Genomic DNA, 25,171 nt, shown 5'->3' on the forward strand with positions numbered 1-25,171 from the left:
ACTATTAAGTGTCGTTTTTTTTGTTATAAATATTAGCTAAAAAAGTAATCCTCTATTTTTAGCTTCTCGAACTAAGTCAATATCACTGCCTTCTTCTACTTTTAGCAATTCTTTCAGATTTATTTTTCTTCTCTCTATTGCACTTAAAGATATAGGAATGTACTGTGGCATCTCAATTGTCTTTGTTCCTTTGGATATATGAAATAATATTTGCTCGTCAAATTGATCGATTTCTATACCATCTTCTTCTGACAGACTCAACATTTTCTTAACGGATTCACTATAATAAAATTCATCTTTTAAAATTTTATCAAAAGCAAAAAGCAATTCATCAAAAGTTAAATCATTTTTTATAACCAATCCACTAGGGTTTATTGTCTTGATAATTGTTTTTATCTTCAACAATTCCGTATACATTGTTAGTAAGATAATTTTACATTTAGGCATGTACTCCATTATTAGCCTAGCTAAATCCTCCCCTGAAAAAAGATTTTTCTCTTCATAAGCAGGCATACTAATATCTAAAAAAGCGATATCAAAAGGTTCAATATCTGGATTAGTAATTATCTCGTAGGCTGATTGACAATCCTTAGCTTGTGTAATTGTAAACGCAAATTCACTAGGATTGTACCTTTTAATTGCATTTTTATAACCCTCAATAATAAAAGGATGGTCGTCAACAATTAATATATTGTTTTCAATTACCGATTTAGCAGACGAATCACTTATCATTTTTTCTAAGTTGTGGATTTATTTTTTTCTTCAATTGGAACTGTTAATGTAATTATTGTTCCATTATTTTTTTTTGATTGTATGTCAACGATTCCTTCACATTCGTTTGCTCTAAAGAGTATATTTTGCAATCCAATTCCTTTTTTTGCAGTCTTTACATTAAAACCAACACCGTCATCACTTACTATCAAAATTAGATTATCTTCTTCTTTTTTCAGCTCAACTTTAATGTTATTTGCGTTAGCATACTTATTTATGTTCTGTAATGCTTCTTGTATTATTCGATATAAGTTAATTTTAATGGAGTTACTTACTAATTCCCATTTTATAGTCGAATCAACAGTTACAGCTAATACTGATTTATAAGTCTTTTTTTGTTCCTCAAATAAATCGTTCACTATAGCCACGAAGTTATTAATTAATTCTGACTTTTCTCTATTCAAATCGTGTGAAATTTCACGAATATCTTGTTCGATATTTTTTAATTCTGACAAGTAGCTGTTTCTTTGATCAATTGCCGAATCATTGTTGATTGTATTCAATCCATCCAAGTTCATTCGCACCCCAAACATCCTTCCTAGCACACCATCGTGTAACTCCCGAGCCACTCGTTTTTTCTCTTTTATTCTATTAATTTCAATAGTATTTTGTTGAGAAATCATTAAGTTATAGATATCCTCATTCGCTTTTTGTTGTTGTTGTTTAAACATAAGCTCTCTATGTTTAGCTTTTTGTGTTTTGATAACAAATAACAGCATCCCAAGAATTGTAAGTATACTAAAGAAATAAAGGAGATTTCTATTTTGAGTTACTAGATCCGTATTCTCTCCTTTTATCTCATCTGTTTCATATTCTATACGAGTAAATTTATCTCCCATTTTACGCTCAGCCTTCTGGAGACTGTCGTTTATATGAATATATTCTTTAGTATATAAAGAAGCATTTTTGGGTTCTACAACAGCTAATTGTTTAAGTGGCCCTAAAACATTTCTATAGTTTTTAGAAACACGGGCATCTTCAAGAGCTTCTTTTGAATATTGAATTGCTTTGACAGTATCTTTTTTTGATGCAAAATATTCTGAAAGATGAATTTTATTTAAAATAATCCCTGCTGTCAATTGCAAACTATCTCTCAACTTTAAAGATTTATAAAAAAGTTCTGGAAGTCCTTTAGAGTCGTTAATTTTAAATTTGGAGTATGCTAAATTATCCAATAAAATGGCATATAAAGAGGGCTTATAATTTATTAAATCTTTTTGCGCCAATCCTTTTTGAAAATAAGGTATAGCTTCTTTTTGTTTATTTAAATTTTGATAAACATATCCAATATTATTCAAAGAAGTAGCTCTTGGTTGAAAATCTATTGGAATCATTTTATCATCTATACTAACTAATGCTTTCGTATGATATTCTAATGACTTGTCATACTCATCCAGTTCATTATAAATAGCCCCTAAAAGATTATAAGAATCATATACTATATCACTCGCTTTTTCTTCTTTTATAGCACGTAAAGCATTAAAAACCGCTATTTCACTACCCAAAAGATCACTTTCGTTGTATTGTAAATTAGCCTTACTTAAACGGGTTCTAGCCAAATTATAAGTGTCATCTAATTTAAGATACATTTTTTCCGCCTTGAAATAATACATAAACGCACTATCAGGAACACCTTGCGCACCATAATAATCTCCTAAATAAATATAAGCTTTGGCCATATTTATAGTGTCATTACTGCTTTTAGATTTCTCTAAAACTACTCCAACAGTTTTATTAAAACCCTGCCAATCGTTCATATTATAATAACGATTTGCAACTTTAAATAAATTCACTCTATTTAAAGAATCATTTGGCTGTTCAATTATAATAGCAAAAGCTTTTTGATTATATTGTTGCTTTTTTATGAGAGGTAATTTTATATCATTTGCTAAAGAAAAATACAAAGACAAACTGTCTTTTGTAGAAGAATTAGATGAAATTCCTTCTTTTTCCTTATTACAACCAAAAAAAAGTAATATGAGAAGTAGTGATATTATATGTATATGTTTCAATAGAATTTCTTTATTTTAATCAAAAATACTAAAATAAAATACTATTAATATAAAAAAGGCTACCAAAAAAATGATAGCCTTCTTATTATTTAAAGGAATTATATATTATTAATTAGTCAACTTTTCTATTTCCTCCTACACTACTTCCTCCTACCAAATCAACTTTTCTGTTTCCTCCTACACTGCTTCCTCCCACCAAATCAACTTTTCTGTTTCCTCCTACACTGCTTCCTCCTACTAAATCAACTTTTCTATTTCCTCCTACGCTACTTCCACCTACTAAGTCAATTGAAGAGTTATTATTAGAGCTTACGGTAACTGTTTCAGGGGCAGTAAATGATGTTAATATCATCATTAATGAAAATAATCCGAATGTTAAAATTGCTTTTTTCATAATATTGGGGTTTTATGTTTTTATGTTTCTATCTTACACTTAAGTGAATTGTTTCGAGCAAATCACATTGTAAAACTACATAGTGTTCCCAGATTTATATCAGAAAATAAGGCGTTTATGGTGGAATGATGCCGTTTGATAGTGAATGACTGTCAAATTCAGGTGAATGGACCTTTTTTAAATTTCTATGTAATTTCCGTTAGAAAACTCTGAAATCACAAGATCAACATTTGACTTATACGATTTAGAAAACGGTATTTTGACAGTAGTATTTTTAATGTAACATACCGCATTTCCAGTGTGTATTCTGGAAATATAATTGCGGTTTACTATATAGCTGTTATGAATTCTAATAAAAGGAGCAGAAAGAATACTCTCAAAATGTTTCAATGTTTTGAAAGCTGTAATCATTTCGCCATTATTCAAGTATATATCCGTTGAATTATTATCGGCTTGAAAATAGCAAACATCTTTAGCGTCGATATACCTATAGTCACCGTATGATTTTATGCAGAGAATAAGAGGTTTTTCTTCGCTTTTTGTTTCTACTTCCACAACGGAAATAGGCTTCTCATCAACAACAGCTACTCTAGAAATTGGCGCTTCCGGTTCTGTATTGGATTTATTTAACTTTAAAATTGACTTGACTAAATCAATTCGATTTAATGGCTTTAATAAATAATCTGCAACTTCATATCCTATTGACTCAAATGCTAATTCTTTTTTGCTAGTAGTAACAATAATTCTAGGCACTATTTTCAAATAGCGGTATAGCTCATTGATAAGCAGTAACGATAAATTACTTTTTTTATCCGCTGGATCAATTTCTAGGAAAACTAAATTTGGGGTATGTTCCAATATAAGGTTAAGGCCTTCTTCATAATTATGAGCTGTTGCCAAAAAAGTAAGCTCTGAAAAACTATCAGCTACTGCTTTTGTTTTCAAAACACTTTCTTGATCGTCGTCAATAATAATGTACGAATAATTCATCCGCGGCTTTTCCTATTTGGTTTATTACATCGCAAAATGCTATACTTGCAATTTTCATTGAGGAATTTTATGTGCTTTTTTAGAAAAACTACATACTCAACAAGCTAAAAATAAACATTTAACATTTTTTTCATGTGAGTTGTTAACACATTTCAAACTAATGTTAATACATTAAGATGAAGTACAAATAAATCCGACGAAATGCACAATTAGCACTCTTGAAAAACATACAAATATGCTGTTTTCTCATCAAAAAAATCATGTAAGTACCTGAATCCCTTCATGCTTTTACAATAAAAATAAACTCACAAATAGAAAAAAAATTAAAAACAAGACAGCAAGAAAACTAACCCTAAAAAGGTTATATTGAACCTATTTTAAACAAAAAAAAGCTTCTCAAATGAGAAGCTTTTTTTGTTATTTTAGAAAACATAATTACATTTTCATCAACCAATTTTTCATCGAAACTTCGTTTTCAATAATTGATTTCAAATCGGTGATTTTTACACGATCTTGTTTCATTGTATCTCTATGACGAATAGTTACCGTTTGGTCTTCTATAGTTTGGTGGTCAACCGTAATACAAAAAGGAGTTCCTAACGCATCTTGTCTTCTGTAACGTCTTCCTACCGCGTCTTTTTCATCATAAGCCACATTGAAATCCCATCTCAAATCATCAATAATTTGATTCGCGATTTCTGGCAATCCATCTTTTTTAACTAATGGCAAAATAGCAGCTTTTGTAGGTGCTAAAACTGCTGGTAATTTAAGAACTGTTCTTGTTGAACCATCTTCTAATGTTTCTTCTTTTAATGAAGTTGCAAAAACCGCCAAAAACATTCTGTCTAATCCTACTGAAGTTTCTACTACATAAGGAACATAATTCTGATTCAATTCGGCATCAAAATACTGTAATTTTCTACCTGAATATTGTTCGTGTGCCTTTAAGTCAAAATCTGTTCTAGAGTGAATTCCTTCTAATTCTTTGAAGCCAAAAGGAAAATTAAACTCAATATCAGCTGCTGCATTAGCATAATGAGCTAGTTTTTCGTGGTCATGAAAACGGTAATTTTCTTTTCCTAAACCTAGCGACAAATGCCATTTCAAGCGAGTTGTTTTCCAATGTTCATACCATTGCATTTCTTCGCCTGGACGTACAAAAAATTGCATTTCCATTTGTTCAAACTCACGCATACGGAAAATAAATTGTCTCGCTACGATTTCGTTTCTAAAAGCTTTTCCGGTTTGAGCAATTCCAAAAGGAATTTTCATTCTTCCTGATTTTTGTACATTCAAGAAATTTACAAAAATCCCTTGTGCCGTTTCCGGACGCAAATATAAATCCATTGCCGTATCAGCAGATGCTCCTAATTTTGTACCAAACATCAAATTGAATTGACGCACTTCGGTCCAGTTTCTAGATCCAGATTCTGGACAAGCAATTTCTAATTCTTCAATTAACGCTTTTACATCTTCTAAATCTTCGTTACCTAAAGAACGTGCCATTCTTTCCAGAATTTCTCTTTCTTTAGCTTTATATTCCATCACTCGGGCATTTGTAGTGACAAATTCCTGCTCATTGAAAGCATCTCCAAAACGAGCACGTGCTTTTTCGATTTCTTTGATTGCTTTTTGATTCAGCTTTTCGGCATAATCTTCAATCAAAACATCAGCTCTATATCTTCTTTTCGAATCTTTGTTATCAATTAATGGATCGTTGAAAGCATCCACGTGACCAGATGCTTTCCAAGTAGTTGGATGCATCAATATTGCCGCGTCAAGACCTACAATGTTATTGTTCATTTGAACCATTGCTTTCCACCAATATTCGCGTATGTTCTTTTTTAATTCTACACCGTTTTGTGCATAATCATAAACTGCACTTAAACCATCGTATATTTCGCTTGACGGAAAAATAAATCCGTATTCTTTTGCATGCGAAACTACATTCTTAAATAAATCTTCTTGTTTTGCCATAATGATGCAAAAATATAAAAAGTGTCCTTAAAAAAAAGAAAATAGTTGAAGTTTGAAGCATTCATTTCCTTATTTTTATAAATAAATCCTTGATTATATGTTCAAAAGCTTTATAAATCTATTTTTTCCTCCTGTTTGTTCAGGTTGTAGAGCCATGCTATTATCTAATGAAAATGTAATTTGTACTGTTTGCAGACATGAAATACCTCTAACTAATCATTATTTAAACAAAGAGAACGAAGCTTTCAAAAAGTTTTATGGAAAAGTTCCTATTGAACACGCTTCGGCCTTGCTTTATTTTCACAAAAAAGGGATTGTTCAAGAAATGATTCATAGCCTTAAATATCGTGGTCATCAAGAAATTGGAACTATTATTGGAGAATGGTATGCTGAAGATTTAAAAAATGCGGCTGTAATACAAAGTGTTGATGCTATTATTCCTGTTCCTCTTCATAAAAAAAGAATGAAAGAAAGGGGATACAATCAGGTTACAAATTTTGGGATTGCATTATCTGAAAATTTAAAAATTCCATACCAAGCGAATCTCCTTCAACGAAATGTATATTCAAAAACGCAGTCTAAGAAAAATCTCTTGGGAAGGACAGAAGGAATCGACGCTCTTTTTGATGTTTCTTTTACAGAAAATGACCATAATAAACATTTCCTTTTAATTGACGATGTCATAACAACGGGAGCAACATTAGAAGTCTGCACTAGAGCTTTACTTAAAATTCCCGGGGCTAGAGTCAGTATTGCATGCATGGCAATGGCGCAATCCTAAATGCATTATTATAAAAAATACTTGGTCCATTTACACATTTAATGAAATTATAACAAAATAGTGTTTCCTATTATAAAGTTAAATGTCTAATTTTGAATAAATTTTATAAATCACTAAAAAGATATATCATGGCTTTTGAATTACCACAATTACCTTATGCATACGATGCATTAGAACCTTATATTGATGCAAGAACGATGGAAATCCACCATACAAAACATCACAATGCTTACACAACCAATCTTAATGCTGCTATTGCAGGAACAGATATGGAAGGAAAGACTATTGAAAATATTTTAATCAATCTTGATATGAAAAACGCTGCTGTTAGAAACAATGGTGGAGGTTTTTACAATCACAACTTATTTTGGACTGTTATGTCACCAAATGGTGGTGGACTACCAACAGGAGATTTATTAGCAGCTATTGAAAGTGCTTTTGGTTCTTTTGAAGAATTCAAAGCTAAATTTGCTAAAGCTGGAGCAACTCAGTTTGGTTCAGGATGGGCTTGGTTATGTGTTCACAAAGGTGGTAAATTAGACGTATGTGGAACTCCAAATCAAGACAATACATTAATGCCAGGTGTAGGCTGTGGAGGAACTCCTATCTTAGGAATGGATGTTTGGGAACACGCTTATTACTTACATTATCAAAACAGAAGACCTGATTATATCGAAGCTTTTTTCAACTTAATCAACTGGACAGAAGTTAACAGAAGATTTGTTTTAGAAAAATAATCTTTCTTTATACAAAAAAGAGCCCATTTTATAAATGGGCTCTTTTTTTATGTTTTAAATTCAAATTTTTCAGTTTATTCCAATAAAAAAGATGGAATTTCTTCCACCTTTTTTGCCCCAAATCTACCATAAACTTAACCTACTAATGTTAATGGTAGACCAAAAGTATAATAGTCCTTGTTATAAAAAAAATTTCTTAGACAAACAACCTATTTTGTCGACTAATGGCGTTATTTGTTAACTAGTATGCTCTAGCGTCTTTACCTTCATAAAAATTCATAAATGCACGATTCACTACACGATTTCCTCCTGGTGTAGGATAATCTCCTGTAAAGTACCAATCTCCTAAGTTTTTTGGACAGGCAATATGCAAATCTTCAACTGTTTGGAAAATTATTTTAACCTCGGCATTAATTTCAGGTGAACTTAGCATTTCTGCAATTTTATTTGAAATCTCTTGTGGTTGAAAAGGTTCGTATATTGCCGTAACATAATTCACAACTTCATCATCTTTGAAGTTTTCTTGTGATTTACACTTTGCGTATACTTCGTCAACTATATGGTATAGATTTCTTTCTTTTAACAATTCTAATGCCGCTCTAAACGCAACCAATCCTTCTAATTTTGCCATGTCAATACCATAACAATCAGGATAGCGAATTTGAGGTGCCGAAGAAACAATTACAATTCGTTTTGGTTTCAAACGATCCATCATTTTGATGATACTCATTTTCAAGGTAGTTCCTCGCACGATACTATCATCAATAATAACTAAATTATCGGTTGGTTTTATCACTCCATAAGTAACATCATATACGTGAGCAACTAAATCATCACGACTACTATCCTCAGTTATAAAGGTTCTTAGTTTAGCATCTTTTATAGCTACTTTTTCTGTTCGTATTTTTACCTTAAGCAACTCTTGTAAAGTTTCTTTAGTTAAGGTATTTCTGTTTTCAAGTATATAGTTGTTTTTTCTTTGATTCAAGAAATCTTGAGCCGCTTCAACTAATCCGTAGAAAGATGTTTCTGCCGTATTTGGTATATAAGAAAACACTGTATTATCAGTATCTTGATCTATAGATTCTAAAACTGCAGGTAAAATTAATTTCCCTAAATTTTTTCTTTCTTGATAAATCTCCGCATCACTTCCTCTTGAAAAATAAATACGTTCAAAAGAACATGCTTTTTTAACCGTTGGTGGAAGAATTTCTTTCATCGAAACTGTTCCGTTTTTCTTGATTATTAAAGCATTTCCTGGTTCTATTTCTTGAACTTTTTCAAATGGAACATTAAAAACGGTTTGAATTACTGGTCTTTCAGAAGCTACTACTACAACTTCATCATCTTGATAAAAATATGCTGGACGTATTCCTGCTGGATCTCTAAATACAAAAGCATCTCCATGCCCTAGAAGTCCTGCCATAGCATACCCTCCATCAAGGTTTTTTGAGGCTCTTGTCAAGATTCTTGCAACATCTAATTTTTCAGCAATTACTGGTGAAGCTTCTCTTTTATTTAAACCTGCATTTTTACATTCTTGGTACAAGTCGGTTACCGCATTATCAAGGAAATGTCCAATTTTTTCCATAACTGTAACTGTATCCGCCATTTCTTTTGGATGCTGTCCTAATTCAACTAAACTTTGAAAAAGCTCTTTTACATTAGTCATGTTAAAGTTTCCAGCCAAAATCAAATTCCTGTGCATCCAGTTATTTTGACGCAAAAACGGGTGAACACTTTCAATACTATTTTTTCCAAAAGTTCCGTAACGAACATGTCCTAAAAACAACTCTCCTATATAAGGTATGTTTGCTTTTTGAAGTGCAACATCATCTGCATACTCTGGATTTGCAGCCATTTCCTCATTGATTCTCTCATTAATTTGAGCAAAAACATCTTGTATAGGCTGTGCATGATTAGAACGCACACGACTGATATAACGCTCTCCTGGTTCTACATCTAATTTTATACTTGCAAAACCTGCTCCATCTTGTCCTCGGTTGTGTTGCTTTTCCATAAGGAGATACATTTTTTGTATCCCGTAAAAAGCACTTCCATACTTTTCTTTGTAAAACTCAAGTGGTTTAAGTAATCGGACTAAGGCTATTCCACATTCGTGTTGTAAAGCATCGCTCATTGTGTTCTTGTATTGTAGGTTGTATTATGTGTTTTTTATAACAAATTCAGAATCTATTTTTAAAATTCAGAATCTGTGGGTGTCATTAAATAAAAAATGCCTCAAAAAATTGAGACATTACTTTATTATAATTCAACATCAAATTGGGTCAAAGATTTAAATTGTTGCAATCTTGACACTACTTCGCTTTTGTCTAAATCAATCATTCTATCAGTTCCAAATTTCTCCACACAAAAGGAAGCTAAATTAGAACCATATATTACTGCGTTTTTCATATTATCAAAAGATACATTTTCACTTTGGGCAATATATCCTGTAAATCCTCCTGCAAAAGTATCTCCTGCACCAGTTGGATCAAAAACATCTTCTAATGGCAAAGCTGGAGCAAAGAACACCTCTTTATCATGAAACAAAAGTGCTCCATGTTCTCCTTTTTTGATAACCACATATTTAGGTCCCATTTGATGAATTTTAGCAGCAGCTTTTACCAATGAGTATTCGCCCGAAAGTTGTCTTGCTTCTTCATCATTAATTGTAATTACATCTACTCGCTTCATTACGTCAAGTAATTCAGGTAAAGCACAATCCATCCAGAAGTTCATCGTATCTAAAACAATTAATTTTGGTTTAGACTCCATTTGATCAATCACACTGCTTTGTACTAATGGATGTAAATTTCCTAGCATTACTACATCAGCATTTTTAAAATCCTGAGGTACCTTTGGTTGAAAATCAGCCAAAACATTAAGCTCGGTTGCTAATGTATCTCTTGAATTCAAATCATTATGATATCTTCCGCTCCAAAAAAATGTTTTACCTCCTTTAACTACTTCAAGACCTGAAATATCAATGTTTCTAGAGGTTAATAAATCTAAATATTCTTGAGGAAAATCATCGCCAACTACAGAAACTATAGCAGATTTCAAATTAAAAAAAGAAGCTGAAAGACCTATGTAAGTACCTGCACCACCTAAAATTTTATCTGTTTTCCCAAAAGGGGTTTCAATTGCGTCGAAAGCTACGGTTCCAACAATCAATAATTTATTCATTTTTTGAATTTCGAATTAAGGCGCAAAGATAGTTCATAAGTTACGAAATTGCAAAGAGTATTAAGTGTAAAGTTTTCTTAATTTATAACGCTGTAAATTAACAATTTAGAATAATTTATTTTCTTCTTTTTCGTAAAAAGAATCTATAGAAAGTTGCTTTTGAACCGAAGCCATTACGGCTAATTCGTCACATCTTTCGTTTTGAGGATGATTGTTGTGTCCTTTAATCCATCTAAAATCAACTTGGTGTTTTCTATAAACAATAAGAAAGCGTTTCCACAAATCTGGATTTTTTTTGCCTACATAACCTTTTTTCTCCCAACCAAAAACCCATTTTTTTAAAACAGAATCAACCACATATTTAGAATCTGAAACTACCAAAACTTTTGTATTGGAATTTTTAAGCTTTTCAAGACCAACAATTACAGCTAATAATTCCATTCTATTATTAGTTGTATATCGGAAACCCTCATAAAATTCTTTTTTATAGGGTTTTCCTACCCATTCCATAACTACACCATATCCGCCAGGACCTGGATTGCCCTTCGCTGCACCATCAGTGTAAATATGTACGTCGTGTTCCAAAATAAAATAGGTTAAAGTTTATTAGTCAACCATTTTTCAATAATCAAAGGGAAATTCTCTTGCTCTAATTCGTGAATCTTAGCCGCTACATCTTCTGGAGTATCTGAATCTATTAAAGCTACTTTTTTCTGAAAAATAATATTTCCTTCATCATAATTTTCATTAACATAATGAATTGTAATCCCCGTTTCCTTTTCTTTATTTTCAACTATTGCTCTATGAATATGCATGCCATACATACCTTTTCCTCCATATAAAGGCAATAAGGCTGGATGAATATTTAGTATTTGATCTGGATAAGCTTCGATAATATCTTGAGGGAATTTTAATAAAAACCCAGCTAAAACAATCAAATCTGGTTTTATTTCATTAATTTTTTGAAGTACTTTTCCTTCAAAAAGGTCTGATTTAGAGAAAATTTCTGTTGGAATTTGATGATTTTTAGCTCTATCAATCACTTTAGCATTCGCATTATTTGTAAAAACACTAACTACTGATGCCATTTTAGTTGCAGCAAAGTGTTTTATAATATTTTCAGCATTAGTACCCGATCCTGAAGCAAAAACGACTATTTTTTTCATAACCTACCCTATTTTATTATGCAAAAAAAGGGATAAAAAATGAAAATAAATAACATTCGGAAGTCTTTGTTAAAATAAATTTCATAAATTAGTTCACACATTTATTAACTAAATAGTTGTTTTAAAATAAAGTTTTTTATTTTTGCCAACAAATTAAATTCTAAAATTAAAGATTATGTCAGACATTGCATCAAGAGTAAAAGCGATTATCGTAGACAAATTAGGTGTTGACGAAAACGAAGTTGTAACAGAAGCAAGCTTCACTAATGATTTAGGAGCTGACTCATTAGACACTGTAGAGCTTATCATGGAATTCGAAAAAGAATTTGACATTCAAATTCCAGACGATCAAGCAGAAAACATTGCTACTGTAGGTCAAGCAATCTCTTACATCGAGGAAGCTAAAAAATAATACATTTACACCCGACTGCACTATTGCATTCGGGTGTTATTATTTTTTAAAAAAATTGAATTGCTGATTGAATTTCAATCAAAAAAATATTTATAATGTAATGCCCATGGCTCTTTTGTAAGAATAATACAATAAAGAAAGCGTGGGTTTTATTTGTTTAAAGATAACAAAACACATAAGTTATGGAATTAAGACGAGTTGTTGTAACAGGTTTAGGTGCGCTTACTCCTATTGGAAATAACATCCAAGAATTTTGGAATGGTCTAATTAACGGAGTTAGTGGAGCCGCACCGATAACTTATTTCGATGCTTCAAAATTCAAAACTCAGTTTGCTTGCGAATTGAAAAACTTTAATGTCGAAGAATTTATTGACAGAAAAGAAGCAAGAAAAATGGACCGTTACGCACAATATGCTATGGTTTCATCAGAAGAAGCAATGAAAGATGCTAATTTTGATTTGGACAAATTAGATAAAGATCGTGCTGGTGTAATTTGGGGATCTGGTATTGGCGGATTAGAAACTTTCCAAATTGAAGTTCTTAATTTTGCTGCTGGAGACGGAACGCCAAAATTCAATCCTTTCTTTATCCCAAAAATGATTGGTGATATTGCTTGCGGACATATTTCGATAAAATATGGCTTTAGAGGTCCTAACTTCGGAACTGTTTCAGCTTGTGCTTCATCAACTAATGCTATTATAGACGCATTCAATTATATCCGATTAGGTCATGCCGATGTTATGGTAACAGGTGGTTCAGAAGCTGCTGTAACTATTGCCGGAATGGGTGGATTTAATGCTATGCATGCTTTATCAACTAGAAATGATGATCCAAAAACAGCTTCAAGACCAATGGACAAAGACAGAGATGGGTTTGTACTTGGAGAAGGAGCAGGAGCGTTAATCCTTGAAGAATACGAACATGCTGTTGCTCGTGGCGCAAAAATTTATTGTGAAGTTGGTGGTGGCGGAATGTCTGCTGATGCCTATCATATAACCGCTCCACATCCTGAAGGATTAGGTGCAAAAAATGTAATGCTAAACTGCTTAAGAGATGCTGGATTAAAACCAACAGATGTTGATGGTGTAAATATGCACGGAACTTCAACTCCTCTTGGAGATTTAGCAGAATCTAAAGCTATTCAACATGTATTTGGAGAACATGCTTATACAATGAACTTGAATTCAACAAAGTCAATGACAGGCCATTTACTTGGTGCTGCCGGTGCTGTTGAAACTATTTCATCTATCCTTTCTTTGAAATACGGAATTATTCCTCCTACAATAAATCATTTTACAGATGATGAAAACATAGATCCAAGATTAAACTTTACTTTCAATACTGCTCAAAAAAGAGACGTGAAAGTTTTAATGAGTAATACTTTTGGATTTGGTGGTCACAATGCTTGTGTATTGGTGAAAAAATTAGACCTATAAAATATCCATGCGTTTAATCAAAAAAATATTTTCGAAATCCCGTTCTCTTGAAGACGGGATTTTTTTTGATGCTATTGAACGAATTCTTGGTTTCTCCCCTAAAACTATTGACTTTTACAAAAAAGCATTTACACATCGCTCTTCAAATCGCCTTGATGAAAATGGAAATCCTATCAATTACGAACGGCTCGAGTTCCTTGGTGACGCCATGCTTAGTTCTGTGATTGCAGCTCATTTATTTAGCAAAGCACCGGCTGGAGACGAAGGTTATCTGACCAAAATGCGTTCAAAAATTGTCAGTAGAGAGCACCTTAATGAATTAGGGAAAGATTTAAATTTGGTACAATTCATAGAAAGCAAAGTACCGGTTCAACATTTTGGAGAAAACATACACGGAAATATTTTTGAATCATTAGTAGGTGCCATTTATTTGGATAGAGGTTATGAATTTTGCGAAAAATTTATTCAAAAAAGGGTAATAATCCCTTATGTAGACATTGCAAGATTAGAAGGAAAAGTAATTAGTTATAAAAGTTTAGTCATAGAATGGTGCCAAAAAGAAAAAAGGCAATTTCATTATGACATATTTGAGGACAATGCAATTGATGGACAAAGACTGTTTGGCGTAAAATTAAGTATTGACGAAAAAGTGATTGCAAAAGCACGAGCAACGTCAAAAAAGAAGGCTGAAGAGAAGGCATCGCAACGTGCCTATTTTGCATTTCAAGAAAAAATGGATAAGAAATAACATCGAATTCCTAAAACTATAACGTTTTCGTTCATAATTTAACAAAAACATAGCCGATAAGGATATTGATGCTTAAATAGAAATACTATATTTACACCTTATTTTTTCATGAAATGGCTATTCATAAATTGGATCTTGGCGAATTTGACGAAATAGATTATTATCTTATTGCTATTCATACTTCATTGGAAGACTATAGACTGGCATTTTTCATCAATCAAAAGCTTCCAATAAATTTAAGTAAAAGCAAGAATGAAATTCAAATCAGTATAAAAGAAGGAGAAACAAAATTTTCAAGATATTATTATTACGATACAGAAAAAACGCTTTCTTGGGATTTGATTCAAAATAAAAATGAAGTTATTCAACACAAAAAAGAAGTAAGCCAAAATTTATTTTCAAATATAGCACTGGAAGTTTCAACGAAAGTTTATTTGCTTCCCGAATTTAAAAAGGCGGATTATTTTTTAAAAATAGAAGACGACGAGACCAGTACAGTCTTAAATATAATAACAATATTAAATACCATAGATGGTATATCAACAGCTTACAGTGTTGATACAAATAAAATAAAATCTAAAAACAATTTAATTTTTTAATACAAATGCTTACAAACAAGAAAACCAAAATTGTAGCCACACTTGGGCCTGCATGTAGTTCTAGAGAGATCATCAAAGATATGATTGACGCAGGAGTAAATGTGTTTAGAATAAATTTTTCACATGCTGATTATGCTGATGTAAAAGAAAGAATAAACATTATACGAAGTCTTAACGAAGAGTTTGGTTACACTACTGCAATATTAGGCGATTTACAAGGTCCTAAACTTCGTGTAGGAGTTATGCAAGACGGTGTTGTTGTAAATGATGGCGATTTAATTACGTTTACAACTGCTGAAGATGTCCTTGGAACTGCTGAAAAAGTTTTCATGAAATACCAAAACTTTCCAAATGATGTAAATCCAGGAGAAAGAATTTTATTAGATGACGGAAAACTTATTTTCGAAATAGTTTCTACTGACAAGAAAACAGAAGTAGTAGCAAGAGTAATTCAAGGCGGTGAATTGAAATCTAAAAAAGGGGTTAACCTTCCAAATACTAAAATATCACTTCCTGCAATGACAGAAAAGGATATTGCTGATGCAATTTTTGCTATTGGACAACAAGTAGACTGGATTGCTTTATCTTTTGTAAAAACACCTAGAGACCTTCAAGACTTACAAGAATTAATAGCGGAACATTCAGAATATAAAATTCCAATCGTTGCTAAAATCGAAATGCCAGAAGCATTAGAGAACATTGATAAAATTGTTGCTTATTGTGATGCTTTAATGGTTGCTCGTGGAGATTTAGGAGTTGAACTTCCTGCTCACGAAGTGCCCTTAGTTCAAAAAGAATTAATCAGAAGAGCAAAAACAGCTAGAATTCCAGTAATTGTTGCTACTCAAATGATGGAAACAATGATTACTAGCTTGACACCAACACGTGCGGAAGTTAATGACGTTGCAAACTCAGTTATGGACGGTGCAGATGCAGTAATGCTTTCTGGAGAAACTGCAACAGGTAACTATCCCGTTCAAGTAATCCAAAAAATGACTCAAATTCTTGAAGCAGTTGAAGATTCTCCACTTATTCAAGTACCTCAAAATACACCACAAGTTAGAACGAATCGTTTTATCACTAAAACAATTTGTCATCATGCTGCAACAATGGCTAATGTAATTAAAGCTAAAGCTATTTGTACTTTAACTAATAGTGGTTATACTGCTTTCCAAATTTCGGCTTGGAGACCATCAGCACATATTTTAGTATTTACATCTAACAAAAGAATCCTTACACAACTTAATTTATTATGGGGTGTAAAATCATACTACTACGAAAAATCAGTAAGTACTGATGATACCGTTACAGATGTGAATGAAATTGCTAGACAAAAAGGATACGTGAAAAAAGGAGATTTCCTTATCAACTTAGCAGCAATGCCAATTACTGATAAAGGAATGGTAAACACCTTAAGAGTTTCTGAAATAGAATAGTCAAAAACTATCTGAAATAATCTAAAATCCGTCTCATAAATTAAATGAGGCGGATTTTTTAGTTTATAAAAATTTTAAGATTCTTTAAACATCCTTCTAAAAAATAAAATTTATATTTGAACAACAAAAAATCATACTTATGGCTTTCAATTCAAACAATCCGTTTTTAAATAATAAAACTTTTTCTTCAAAAAAAGACGTAGTACATCAGGCAACCATAATTGATTTCAATCAAGAAATGACGCTGGCTGGAACTATAAACAAGAGCTTAATCTTATTTTTACTACTTACAGCATCAGCTTCTATAATCTGGTGGATAACTTTTAATGGTATGAACCCAATAGTTCCTGCAATTGGCGGAGCAATAGTTGGACTTGTTTTAGTTTTAATATCTGCATTCAAACCACAATATTCGCCTTATTTAGCCCCTGGATACGCGCTATTTGAAGGTTTATTTATTGGTGGCGTTTCTGCTATTTTCGAAGCTAAATATCCAGGAATTGTAACACAGGCTGTAGGAGCAACTTTTGTAACTTTTGCGGTTTGTTTAGGACTTTATAAATATAGAATTGTAAAAGTGACGGAACAATTCAAATCTGTTGTCTTAGCTGCAACATTAGCAATTGCAACCTATTATTTAATATCATGGCTGTTTTCAATGTTTACAAGCTTTGTGCCCGTACATTATGGAAGTTCTTTAATGAGTATAGGAATTAGCGTATTTGTAATCGTAATTGCTGCTTTAAATTTGTTTTTAGATTTTGACAGAATAGAAAAAGGAGCCGAACAAAAAATGCCAAAATATATGGAATGGTATGGCGCAATGGGATTAATGATAACTTTAGTCTGGCTGTATGTCGAATTCCTACGATTACTTTCTAAATTATCTAGCAGAGACTAATTAAAAAAGAAACCCTTTCTATGTCAGAAAGGGTTTCTTTTTATACTACATTTTCACCTTTTATTTCTAAAATTAAAAGGCAAATTTAAGTTGAACCACAACCGTTTTCTTTTCTTCTGTATTTAAATTACTTAAAGATATTCCTAGTAATCGGACGGAATCCTTCATTCTTTCTTGATATAATAATTCTTTTACCGATTCTAAAATCAGTCCTTTATCTGAGATAAAATAAGGCAATGTCTTACTTCTGGTTTGTTGCGAAAAATCACTGTATTTAATTTTCAATGTAATTGTTTTTCCCGCAATGGAATGTTTTTTTAATCTTCTCTCTAATGTGTTTGCAATTTTTTCTAATTGCTCAATCATAAAAATTTCAGAAGTAAGATTGCTTTCAAATGTATGTTCTGCTGCAACTGACTTTGCGGTTCTTTCGGATTTTACTTCTCCGTTATGAATTCCACGCACTACATTATAATAGAAATTACCTGATTTTCCAAAATGTTTTTCCAAAAATTCTACTGATTTACTTTTTAATTCCAATCCGGTAAAAATTCCTAATTGGTACATTTTTTCAGTAGTTACTTTCCCAACTCCATAAAACTTCCGAATAGGTAATTCTTCCAAAAAAGAGATAACCTCATCTGGATTTACCGTTTTCTGACCATTAGGTTTATTAAAATCACTAGCAATTTTAGCAACAAATTTGTTAACAGATATTCCAGCAGAAGCAGTTAATCCAACTTCATTAAAAATACGCAATCTTATTTCTTGCGCCAATAAGGTTGCACTAGGATTCCCTTTTTTATTATTTGTAACATCTAAGTAAGCCTCATCCAGAGATAATGGTTCTACTAGATCTGTATATTCATGAAATATTTTTTGAATTTTTGCCGATATTTCTCTGTATCGTTCAAATCTTGGTCTAACAAAAATAAGCTCAGGGCAATTTTTTTTTGCCATAACTCCGCTAATTGCACTTCGAACACCAAATTTTCTAGCTTCATAACTAGCGGCCGCAACAACTCCACGGTTTTCAGAACCTCCCACAGCAATTGGCTTGCCCTTTAATTCGGGATTATCCATTTGTTCAACCGAAGCATAGAAAGCATCCATGTCAATGTGAATTATTTTTCTATTTGGATTTATTTCGGACATGACACAAATTTAAATAAAAACAATTAGATTAGAATTTATACCTTTAAAACATCTAATTAAAGCATTGAAATGATAGAAATAGAAAGAAAGTTTTTGGTTACATCAAACGCTTTTAAAACTGACGCTTTTAGTCAAAACAAGATTGCACAAGGCTATTTGAGTTCTGTGCCAGAACGTACGGTGAGAGTACGAATAAAAGGTGATAAAGGTTTTATAACTGTAAAAGGGATTTCAAGTGATTCAGGAATGTCTCGTTTTGAATGGGAAAAAGAAATTCCCATAGATGAAGCTGAAAATTTATTAAAGCTATGTGAAAAAGGTATTATAGATAAAATCCGTTTTAACGTTAAAATAGGAAATCATACTTTTGAAGTCGATGAATTCCATGGCGAAAACGAAGGTTTAATCATTGCCGAAATAGAACTTAATTCGGAAAACGAAGTGTTTGAAAGACCTAATTGGCTTGGTGAGGAAGTAACTAATGATAAACGGTATTACAATTCTTATTTAAGCAATCATCCGTTTAAAAATTGGTAAATTATTTTTCTAGCACCTCTATAGTTACCATCATTTGCCCACTGCCTTTGTTTTGAGCAATTTCCATAAAAGCACGCTTAGTAAGGTCAATTTCTCTTGATCTTACAAAAGGTCCTCTATCAATAACCTCAACGATTACGGACTTTCCATTAGCTTCATTTGTAACTTTTACTTTTGTTCCGAAAGGTAATTTTTTGTGGGCTGCAGTATATTTATTATTGTCAAATCTTTTTCCACTAGTGGTTCTTTTTCCATTAAATTTGTTTGCATAATAAGATGCATGAGCATTTTTTTTATACTTTTTAAAAGTCCCAGACACAACTTCTGTAGTATCGATTTGCAATTCTTTTTGCTCAACAACAGGTTTATTCTTTTTTACAGTATCTTTTTCTACGGCTATTTTTTGCTTGTTAGCAGTTGTAATTTGACTACTTACTAAGCCAAAAACAGCTACCAAAAAAAACCATGTTACTACTTTTTTCATGAATACTTTTTTAAGTTCAAATCTATTTTACAAAAACCATACCTAGATAAAAAAAGTCCTTTTCAGGACTTTCTGTTTTTAGAACCATAATGACCAGGGAAGTCTACTCAGGATGAGTAACAATCCTATACCATAAAATACGGCTATGCTTTTAAATTTAGATTCGCTTGAATCTGCTTTTTTATGTTTAGACCATCCTATTGTAATAAATACAATTGCTATTATGTTTATTAACGGATGCTCTAATGAAGTTAATCGTAAGGAAGCATCTTTCATTTGTCCTAAAGATGCAAACCCTAATTGTGATACAAAGTATAAAATAAGACCTACTAATAATTGTGTGTGTGTTCCTATTAATCCAAACAATGCTATTTTTCTATCTTTTGGTGTAAACTCTTTTTTGGAATTTTTTCCAATAAATGAATTAACTACTGCAATCACTAATAATAAAAGAGCTAAATATGCCCAACCAGAATGAAATTTTTGAATAAATTCGTACATATAATTTGTTTTTTGAAATTCAAATATAATAAAAAAACAGGATAAAAAAAACGGCATTCAATCAAATATGAATGCCGTTTTAGTAATATTATAATTTTAACTTAGAAGTTATAACGTAAGCTAAAGTTCCAAGTTCTTCCGAAACCAAAGAAAACACTGTTTGCTTTAGCAACTCCATTGTATGTTTTACCAGCTGATTCGTAAGTAGGTCCTGAACTTCCAGAAACAAAATCAGAAGCAAATATATTAGTTTTTGATTCAGCAATATACGTTTCATCTAAAACGTTGTTTACATTTAATCTGAAAACCACTGAGTTTGCTTTATCTCTACCAACAAGCATTTTATATGAAAAACCAGCATCCATTAAACCGTATGATGGCAATTCTAAAGACCCTTTATTTGTTGAAGAAGAAAAATTCGCAGGCGAAATAGACGCATATAATTTATCATTATAGTTGTAGTTTGCATCCAAAATAACTCTCGTAAAAACTTCATAAGAAGCTCCCAAAGAAGCTGTCAATTGAGCTGCATCTCCTACTTTTACTTTATCTAAATATAAAGTTGTAGATGTTCCTCCAGAAACTGGATTATTTGAAACATCGTATCTATTACTAATACTATTCCCTTTATATCTCCAATCTCCAATAGAGAACATTGCGTTTATTTTTAACTTATCTGTTGCTTTAGCTGTTGCTTCAAGCTCTACTCCTGAGTGAACCTCAGTAATCCCAGAATAATCATAATATCCACCTGGATTAAGAGCGTCAGTATCATTTGATCTTTGGTATCTATCTTTCCATTGTGTGTTGTAAATATTTAAGTTAGCATTAAATATTGCAGATCTAAATCCGTAACCAGCTTCAAATCCAAGGATTTTTTCATTTACTAAATTTCCATTTACTAATGATTTATTATTTGGATAAACAGCAGTAAAGAATGGTTGTTTAGAATAATATCCAGCATTTACAAAAACATTGTGATTTTCGTTGATGTTGTAGTTAGCACCTCCTTTTACATTTCCACCAATAATGTTTTTGAAACTAGTGTCTGAAAGTGGGTTTGAACTTAAATAAGTAAAACGATCGGTTTTCTTAAATCCTTGTTGCGAAACAGCTCCTTGAACAAAGGCCGTTAAATTATCTTTAGAATATTCTAATTGCGTAAAAGCACCGTACCAGTTTACTCCACCGTCATAATCATATCCTATTTTTTCTTTAACCGCTGAACTTGCAAAAGGATTTAAAGAAGGACTTACTGAATATGTTTCTGTAAGAACTCTGTTCGGCGAGTTAACATTTGTGTTATCAAGAAATGCATCTCCTCCCAATAAAGTATTCACATCTTGATAGTGAATTCCTTTGTAAGTTCTTGCATCAATACCAAAATCTAATGTTAGAGTTTGAGTTAATTTTTTATTCAAACTAACAATTCCTCCATACCAGTCATGAGAGTTGAAAGAAGAAATTCTTGAAATACCAGTAGTCGTTGTAGAAGAAGTTCCTGCACTTGACGTATTTTGATATTGTCCTGTTACACCTGTAGTAGTTCTAGTTCTAGCAACGCCATTAATCATAACTGTTTGCCCTGAATTATAGGCTTGTATTTTATCAAAATCAACTAATCCAGTTGCAGTTCTAAAAGCACTGTTTAAATAGTTTAAACTTCTAATACCTCCAGTTCCTGTAGAACCACCTCCACGACCCCAAGAACCGTAAACTACAGTTGAAAGTTTAGTCGTTTCGTTGATCTTCCAATCCCAGTTTAAAGAAGCAACTGGTTTGTGGTAAAAGTTTCTTTTCATGTTAAATTGCTCTCCATTCAAATAACCCCAATCAGAGTTATATCTTGTATTTGGCTCACCATTAGAACCATATTTAAGATAAGTATCAAGAGTAATATTAGTAGATCTTTGATTGTGCCATTGTGGCGCACCTGTAAAAGTAAATTGAAGATCATGTTTATCATTTGCTTTGTAACCTAAAGCTATAAAATAATTTTTACCTTCAAAATTTGTTCCGTCAACATAACCATCTCCAGTAGTTGAACTCAATAAGACTGATGCTGAAAGACCGTTTTTCAAAAGCCCCGTATTATAAGAAGCTTGCACTTTCAAATAATTAGCATTACCAAAACCAGAAGATACTGCTCCTCCTTCTTTCATGTCAGACGATTTTGTCAACACATTTATTGTTCCTCCTACAGAAGCAATTGCTAATTTAGAAGAACCAAGACCTCTTTGAACTTGCATCGCTGAAGTAACATCAGATAATCCAGCCCAGTTACTCCAGTAAACAGCACTGTTTTCCATGTCATTTACAGGAACCCCATTTATCATAACAGCAATGTTTTTTTGATCAAATCCACGAATGTTAATTCTTGAATCTCCAAAACCTCCACCAGATTTTGTAACATATACAGAAGGTGTATTTCTTAAAATTTCAGGAAATTCTTGAGTTCCTAATTTTTCTTGAATTTCTGCTGCTTTAATAGTTGACACAGCTACAGGTGTTTTTCTGTCCTTAGCGATATCCGCAACACCAGATGTTACTATAATTTCATTTAATTGATTAGAATTTTCATTTAAAACAATTGTTCCTAAATTAACAGTAGCTCCATTTGAAACTGAGAATTTAACTGTTTTTGTATCAAAACCTATAAAAGAGATAACTAATTCTCCAGATACAACCGAAGTATTAATAGAAAATTTACCGTCAAAATCTGAAGAAACTCCAGTTGTTGAACCTTTAACAGCAATATTTGTTCCAGGCAAAGTCATTTGCCCATCAGTAATAGTTCCAGTAATTTTTCCTTGAGAAAATACTGATGAAACTATCAAAAACATTAATCCAGTGAGTAACCAATTTTTCATTGTCTTCATTGTTGTTTAGTTAAATAATATTTGGTAAAATTATAACATTTTTGTGTTAAAAAGTTAACGTAATGTTAAGAAAAGTACATTTTAGATTCGTTTTTTTACAGAATTATGTTTTATGCAATTATTTTGTTAAAAAAAATATAATATATAATTTGATGTGTTTTTAATTATTCATTCTGTAAAAATAAATTAACATGACTATTAATAAAAATGGAATGCAGAAATGTATTACATTTTTTAAAAGTTAACTGTAAATAAAAAAAGCTCTGATTTATACAAATCAGAGCTTTTTTATATTATTAATGTACGTTACCTTATCATTAATTTCTTTCCAGAGGTTGTGAATTAAATTAGGAAGAGATAGTATTAAATTCTATTTATTTGTCAAAAAATGATTTAACAAAAATGAGGTAGAACTATCGTGGTTTTTAATTGTTTTAGTGTTTATTTCTTCTAAAATAGAATTTGCTAATTGCTTTCCTAATTCAACTCCCCACTGGTCAAAACTAAAAATATTCCAAATAATTCCTTGTACAAAAATCTTGTGTTCGTACATTGAAATCAAAGATCCTAATGATTTTGGAGTCAATTTTTGGATTAAAATAGTGTTGGTAGGTTTGTTTCCTTCAAAAACTTTGAAAGGCAACAGAGCAGCAGCTTTATCTTTTGGCAAACCTTGTTTATCAAATTCGGCTTGTACTTGCGCTCCTGTTTTTCCGTGCATCAAAGCCTCTGTTTGCGCAAAGAAATTAGACATCAATTTATCATGATGATTGTCATCTCCATATAATGGTTTTACAAATCCAATAAAGTCAGTAGGAATAATTTTAGTTCCTTGGTGAATTAACTGAAAAAAGGCGTGTTGCGCATTTGTTCCAGGCTCACCCCAAATAATAGTCCCTGTTTGATAGTCAACTGGTTTCCCGTCACGACCCACACTTTTACCATTACTTTCCATTGTACCTTGTTGCAGATACGGAGCTAATTTTTGTAAATACTGAGTGTATGGAATTAACGCTTCACTTTCTGCACCAAAAAAATTGTTGTACCAAACGCTTAATAAAGCAAGAATTACTGGAATGTTTTGATCAAAATCAGCTGTTTTAAAATGCTCATCCATTTCATTTGCACCGCTTAATAATGCATCGAAATTATCAAAACCAACTGCTAAACTTATTGAAAGTCCAACTGCACTCCACAATGAGAATCGTCCTCCAACCCAATCCCACATAGGAAATACGTTGTCAGGATTAATTCCAAATTCCGTTACTTTTTGAAGATTTGTAGAAACTGCCACAAAATGTTTTGCTACATCTGATTGTGTCGCTGATTTCAAAAACCATTCTCTAATAGTCTCAGAATTTGTTAGTGTTTCTTGAGTTGTAAATGTTTTAGAAACAATAACAAAAAGGGTTGTTTCTGGATTTAATTTTTTAATAATTTCATTTACATGATCTCCATCAACATTCGATACAAAATGAACATTTAAATGATTTTTATAAAACTGTAAGGCCTCAACTGCCATTACAGGTCCTAAATCTGAACCGCCAATACCAATATTGACAACATCTGTAAATGTTTTTCCTGTATAACCAGTTCTTAAACCAGATGTAATTTCATTTGTAAATGCTTTGATTTTATTTTTTACTTCATGAATTTCAGGAACTACATTTATTCCTTCAACATTTATAACAGAAGATTCTTTTGTTCTTAATGCGGTATGAAGTACTGCTCTATTTTCAGTTTGGTTGATAATTCCTCCATCAAAATACTCTTGTATAGCGCTTTTAAGTCCAACTTGATTGGCTAATTCGAGTAACAATGTTAGGGTTTCCTGATTGATTCTATTTTTAGAGAAATCAACTAAGAAATCATTCCATTTTAAATTGAATTTTTCTACTCTTGAAGCATCCGATTGAAACATATCGTGCATTGATGCTGCTTGTATTTCTTGGTAATGTTTTTGAAGCTTATTCCATGCTTCCGTACCAGTTGGGTTTATTGTATTTAAAGCCATCTATAATTGGATTGTGATATTATTCTATTTTTTTGCAAAAATACTGAAATTA

At 31.9% G+C, this 25,171-nt stretch carries 23 protein-coding genes; 9 read left to right on the forward strand and 14 right to left on the reverse strand.

The window, feature by feature from the left end; all coding sequences use genetic code 11:
* Positions 1-36: 36 nt before the first annotated feature.
* From C8C88_RS05110 to C8C88_RS05130, 5 genes are all read right to left on the reverse strand, one after another.
* Entirely contained in the window at positions 37-732 is a 696-nt protein-coding gene (locus C8C88_RS05110; RefSeq protein ID WP_121337078.1) for a response regulator, read from the reverse strand.
* Positions 733-737: 5 nt separating this feature from the next.
* Positions 738-2,783, reverse strand: a complete 2,046-nt coding sequence (locus tag C8C88_RS05115) for a tetratricopeptide repeat-containing sensor histidine kinase (RefSeq protein WP_233549312.1) — start codon at positions 2,781-2,783, stop codon at positions 738-740.
* A gap of 112 nt (positions 2,784-2,895) precedes the next feature.
* On the reverse strand, positions 2,896-3,177 hold the full coding sequence (locus tag C8C88_RS05120; RefSeq protein ID WP_121337079.1) for a 3-oxoacyl-ACP reductase: 282 nt from the start codon (positions 3,175-3,177) through the stop codon (positions 2,896-2,898).
* Between the two features lie 177 nt (positions 3,178-3,354).
* A complete protein-coding gene (locus C8C88_RS05125; RefSeq protein ID WP_121337080.1) occupies positions 3,355-4,167 on the reverse strand; it encodes a LytTR family DNA-binding domain-containing protein in 813 nt (270 codons plus the stop codon).
* Between the two features lie 435 nt (positions 4,168-4,602).
* Positions 4,603-6,144, reverse strand: a complete 1,542-nt coding sequence (locus C8C88_RS05130; protein WP_121337081.1) for a glycine--tRNA ligase — start codon at positions 6,142-6,144, stop codon at positions 4,603-4,605.
* Between the two features lie 97 nt (positions 6,145-6,241).
* On the opposite strand from C8C88_RS05130, the gene C8C88_RS05135 reads away from it, so the two are divergent.
* Positions 6,242-6,925: a ComF family protein gene (locus tag C8C88_RS05135; RefSeq protein WP_121337082.1), complete on the forward strand. Its 684-nt coding sequence runs from the start codon at positions 6,242-6,244 to the stop codon at positions 6,923-6,925.
* Between the two features lie 128 nt (positions 6,926-7,053).
* Complete coding sequence (locus tag C8C88_RS05140; RefSeq protein ID WP_121337083.1) at positions 7,054-7,662, forward strand: superoxide dismutase; 609 nt, start codon at positions 7,054-7,056, stop codon at positions 7,660-7,662.
* A gap of 241 nt (positions 7,663-7,903) precedes the next feature.
* On the opposite strand, the gene C8C88_RS05145 is transcribed toward C8C88_RS05140, so the two are convergent.
* From C8C88_RS05145 to purN, 4 genes are all read right to left on the reverse strand, one after another.
* Positions 7,904-9,802 carry an amidophosphoribosyltransferase gene (locus C8C88_RS05145; RefSeq protein WP_121337084.1) on the reverse strand — a complete coding sequence of 633 codons (1,899 nt, stop codon included), beginning with the start codon at positions 9,800-9,802 and terminating at the stop codon, positions 7,904-7,906.
* Positions 9,803-9,927: 125 nt separating this feature from the next.
* Complete coding sequence (locus tag C8C88_RS05150; protein ID WP_121337085.1) at positions 9,928-10,851, reverse strand: PfkB family carbohydrate kinase; 924 nt, start codon at positions 10,849-10,851, stop codon at positions 9,928-9,930.
* A 105-nt stretch (positions 10,852-10,956) separates the two neighbouring features.
* Positions 10,957-11,436 (reverse strand): ribonuclease HI, encoded by a 480-nt coding sequence (gene rnhA / locus C8C88_RS05155; protein ID WP_121337086.1) that lies wholly within the window; start codon positions 11,434-11,436, stop codon positions 10,957-10,959.
* Between the two features lie 11 nt (positions 11,437-11,447).
* On the reverse strand, positions 11,448-12,017 hold the full coding sequence (gene purN, locus C8C88_RS05160) for a phosphoribosylglycinamide formyltransferase (RefSeq protein WP_121337087.1): 570 nt from the start codon (positions 12,015-12,017) through the stop codon (positions 11,448-11,450).
* Positions 12,018-12,192: 175 nt separating this feature from the next.
* On the opposite strand from purN, the gene C8C88_RS05165 reads away from it, so the two are divergent.
* From C8C88_RS05165 to C8C88_RS05190, 6 genes are all read left to right on the forward strand, one after another.
* Positions 12,193-12,429 carry an acyl carrier protein gene (locus C8C88_RS05165; RefSeq protein WP_007137004.1) on the forward strand — a complete coding sequence of 79 codons (237 nt, stop codon included), beginning with the start codon at positions 12,193-12,195 and terminating at the stop codon, positions 12,427-12,429.
* Between the two features lie 182 nt (positions 12,430-12,611).
* Positions 12,612-13,865, forward strand: a complete 1,254-nt coding sequence (fabF, locus tag C8C88_RS05170; protein WP_121337088.1) for a beta-ketoacyl-ACP synthase II — start codon at positions 12,612-12,614, stop codon at positions 13,863-13,865.
* Between the two features lie 7 nt (positions 13,866-13,872).
* Positions 13,873-14,613: a ribonuclease III gene (gene rnc, locus C8C88_RS05175; RefSeq protein WP_121337089.1), complete on the forward strand. Its 741-nt coding sequence runs from the start codon at positions 13,873-13,875 to the stop codon at positions 14,611-14,613.
* Between the two features lie 113 nt (positions 14,614-14,726).
* Complete coding sequence (locus C8C88_RS05180) at positions 14,727-15,212, forward strand: IPExxxVDY family protein (RefSeq protein ID WP_121337090.1); 486 nt, start codon at positions 14,727-14,729, stop codon at positions 15,210-15,212.
* A 5-nt stretch (positions 15,213-15,217) separates the two neighbouring features.
* Positions 15,218-16,648, forward strand: coding sequence for a pyruvate kinase (gene pyk, locus C8C88_RS05185; protein ID WP_121337091.1), 1,431 nt, complete (start codon positions 15,218-15,220; stop codon positions 16,646-16,648).
* Between the two features lie 139 nt (positions 16,649-16,787).
* Positions 16,788-17,549, forward strand: a complete 762-nt coding sequence (locus tag C8C88_RS05190) for a Bax inhibitor-1/YccA family protein (RefSeq protein ID WP_121337092.1) — start codon at positions 16,788-16,790, stop codon at positions 17,547-17,549.
* A gap of 72 nt (positions 17,550-17,621) precedes the next feature.
* On the opposite strand, the gene dinB is transcribed toward C8C88_RS05190, so the two are convergent.
* Positions 17,622-18,704, reverse strand: coding sequence for a DNA polymerase IV (dinB, locus tag C8C88_RS05195; RefSeq protein WP_121337093.1), 1,083 nt, complete (start codon positions 18,702-18,704; stop codon positions 17,622-17,624).
* Positions 18,705-18,773: 69 nt separating this feature from the next.
* Here dinB and C8C88_RS05200 point away from each other — a divergent pair, with 69 nt between their 5' ends.
* Positions 18,774-19,241, forward strand: coding sequence for a CYTH domain-containing protein (locus tag C8C88_RS05200; RefSeq protein ID WP_121337094.1), 468 nt, complete (start codon positions 18,774-18,776; stop codon positions 19,239-19,241).
* Between the two features lies 1 nt (position 19,242).
* Here C8C88_RS05200 and C8C88_RS05205 read toward each other — a convergent pair whose 3' ends face one another.
* From C8C88_RS05205 to pgi, 4 genes are all read right to left on the reverse strand, one after another.
* Entirely contained in the window at positions 19,243-19,725 is a 483-nt protein-coding gene (locus C8C88_RS05205; protein ID WP_121337095.1) for a septal ring lytic transglycosylase RlpA family protein, read from the reverse strand.
* A gap of 78 nt (positions 19,726-19,803) precedes the next feature.
* Positions 19,804-20,226: a hypothetical protein gene (locus C8C88_RS05210; RefSeq protein WP_121337096.1), complete on the reverse strand. Its 423-nt coding sequence runs from the start codon at positions 20,224-20,226 to the stop codon at positions 19,804-19,806.
* 101 nt (positions 20,227-20,327) lie between these two features.
* A complete protein-coding gene (locus tag C8C88_RS05215; RefSeq protein WP_121337097.1) occupies positions 20,328-23,105 on the reverse strand; it encodes a TonB-dependent receptor in 2,778 nt (925 codons plus the stop codon).
* 370 nt (positions 23,106-23,475) lie between these two features.
* Positions 23,476-25,119 (reverse strand): glucose-6-phosphate isomerase, encoded by a 1,644-nt coding sequence (gene pgi, locus C8C88_RS05220; protein WP_121337098.1) that lies wholly within the window; start codon positions 25,117-25,119, stop codon positions 23,476-23,478.
* Positions 25,120-25,171 lie beyond the last annotated feature (52 nt).

This window comes from Flavobacterium sp. 123 (assembly GCF_003634825.1).
In the GTDB taxonomy this organism is placed as follows: domain Bacteria; phylum Bacteroidota; class Bacteroidia; order Flavobacteriales; family Flavobacteriaceae; genus Flavobacterium.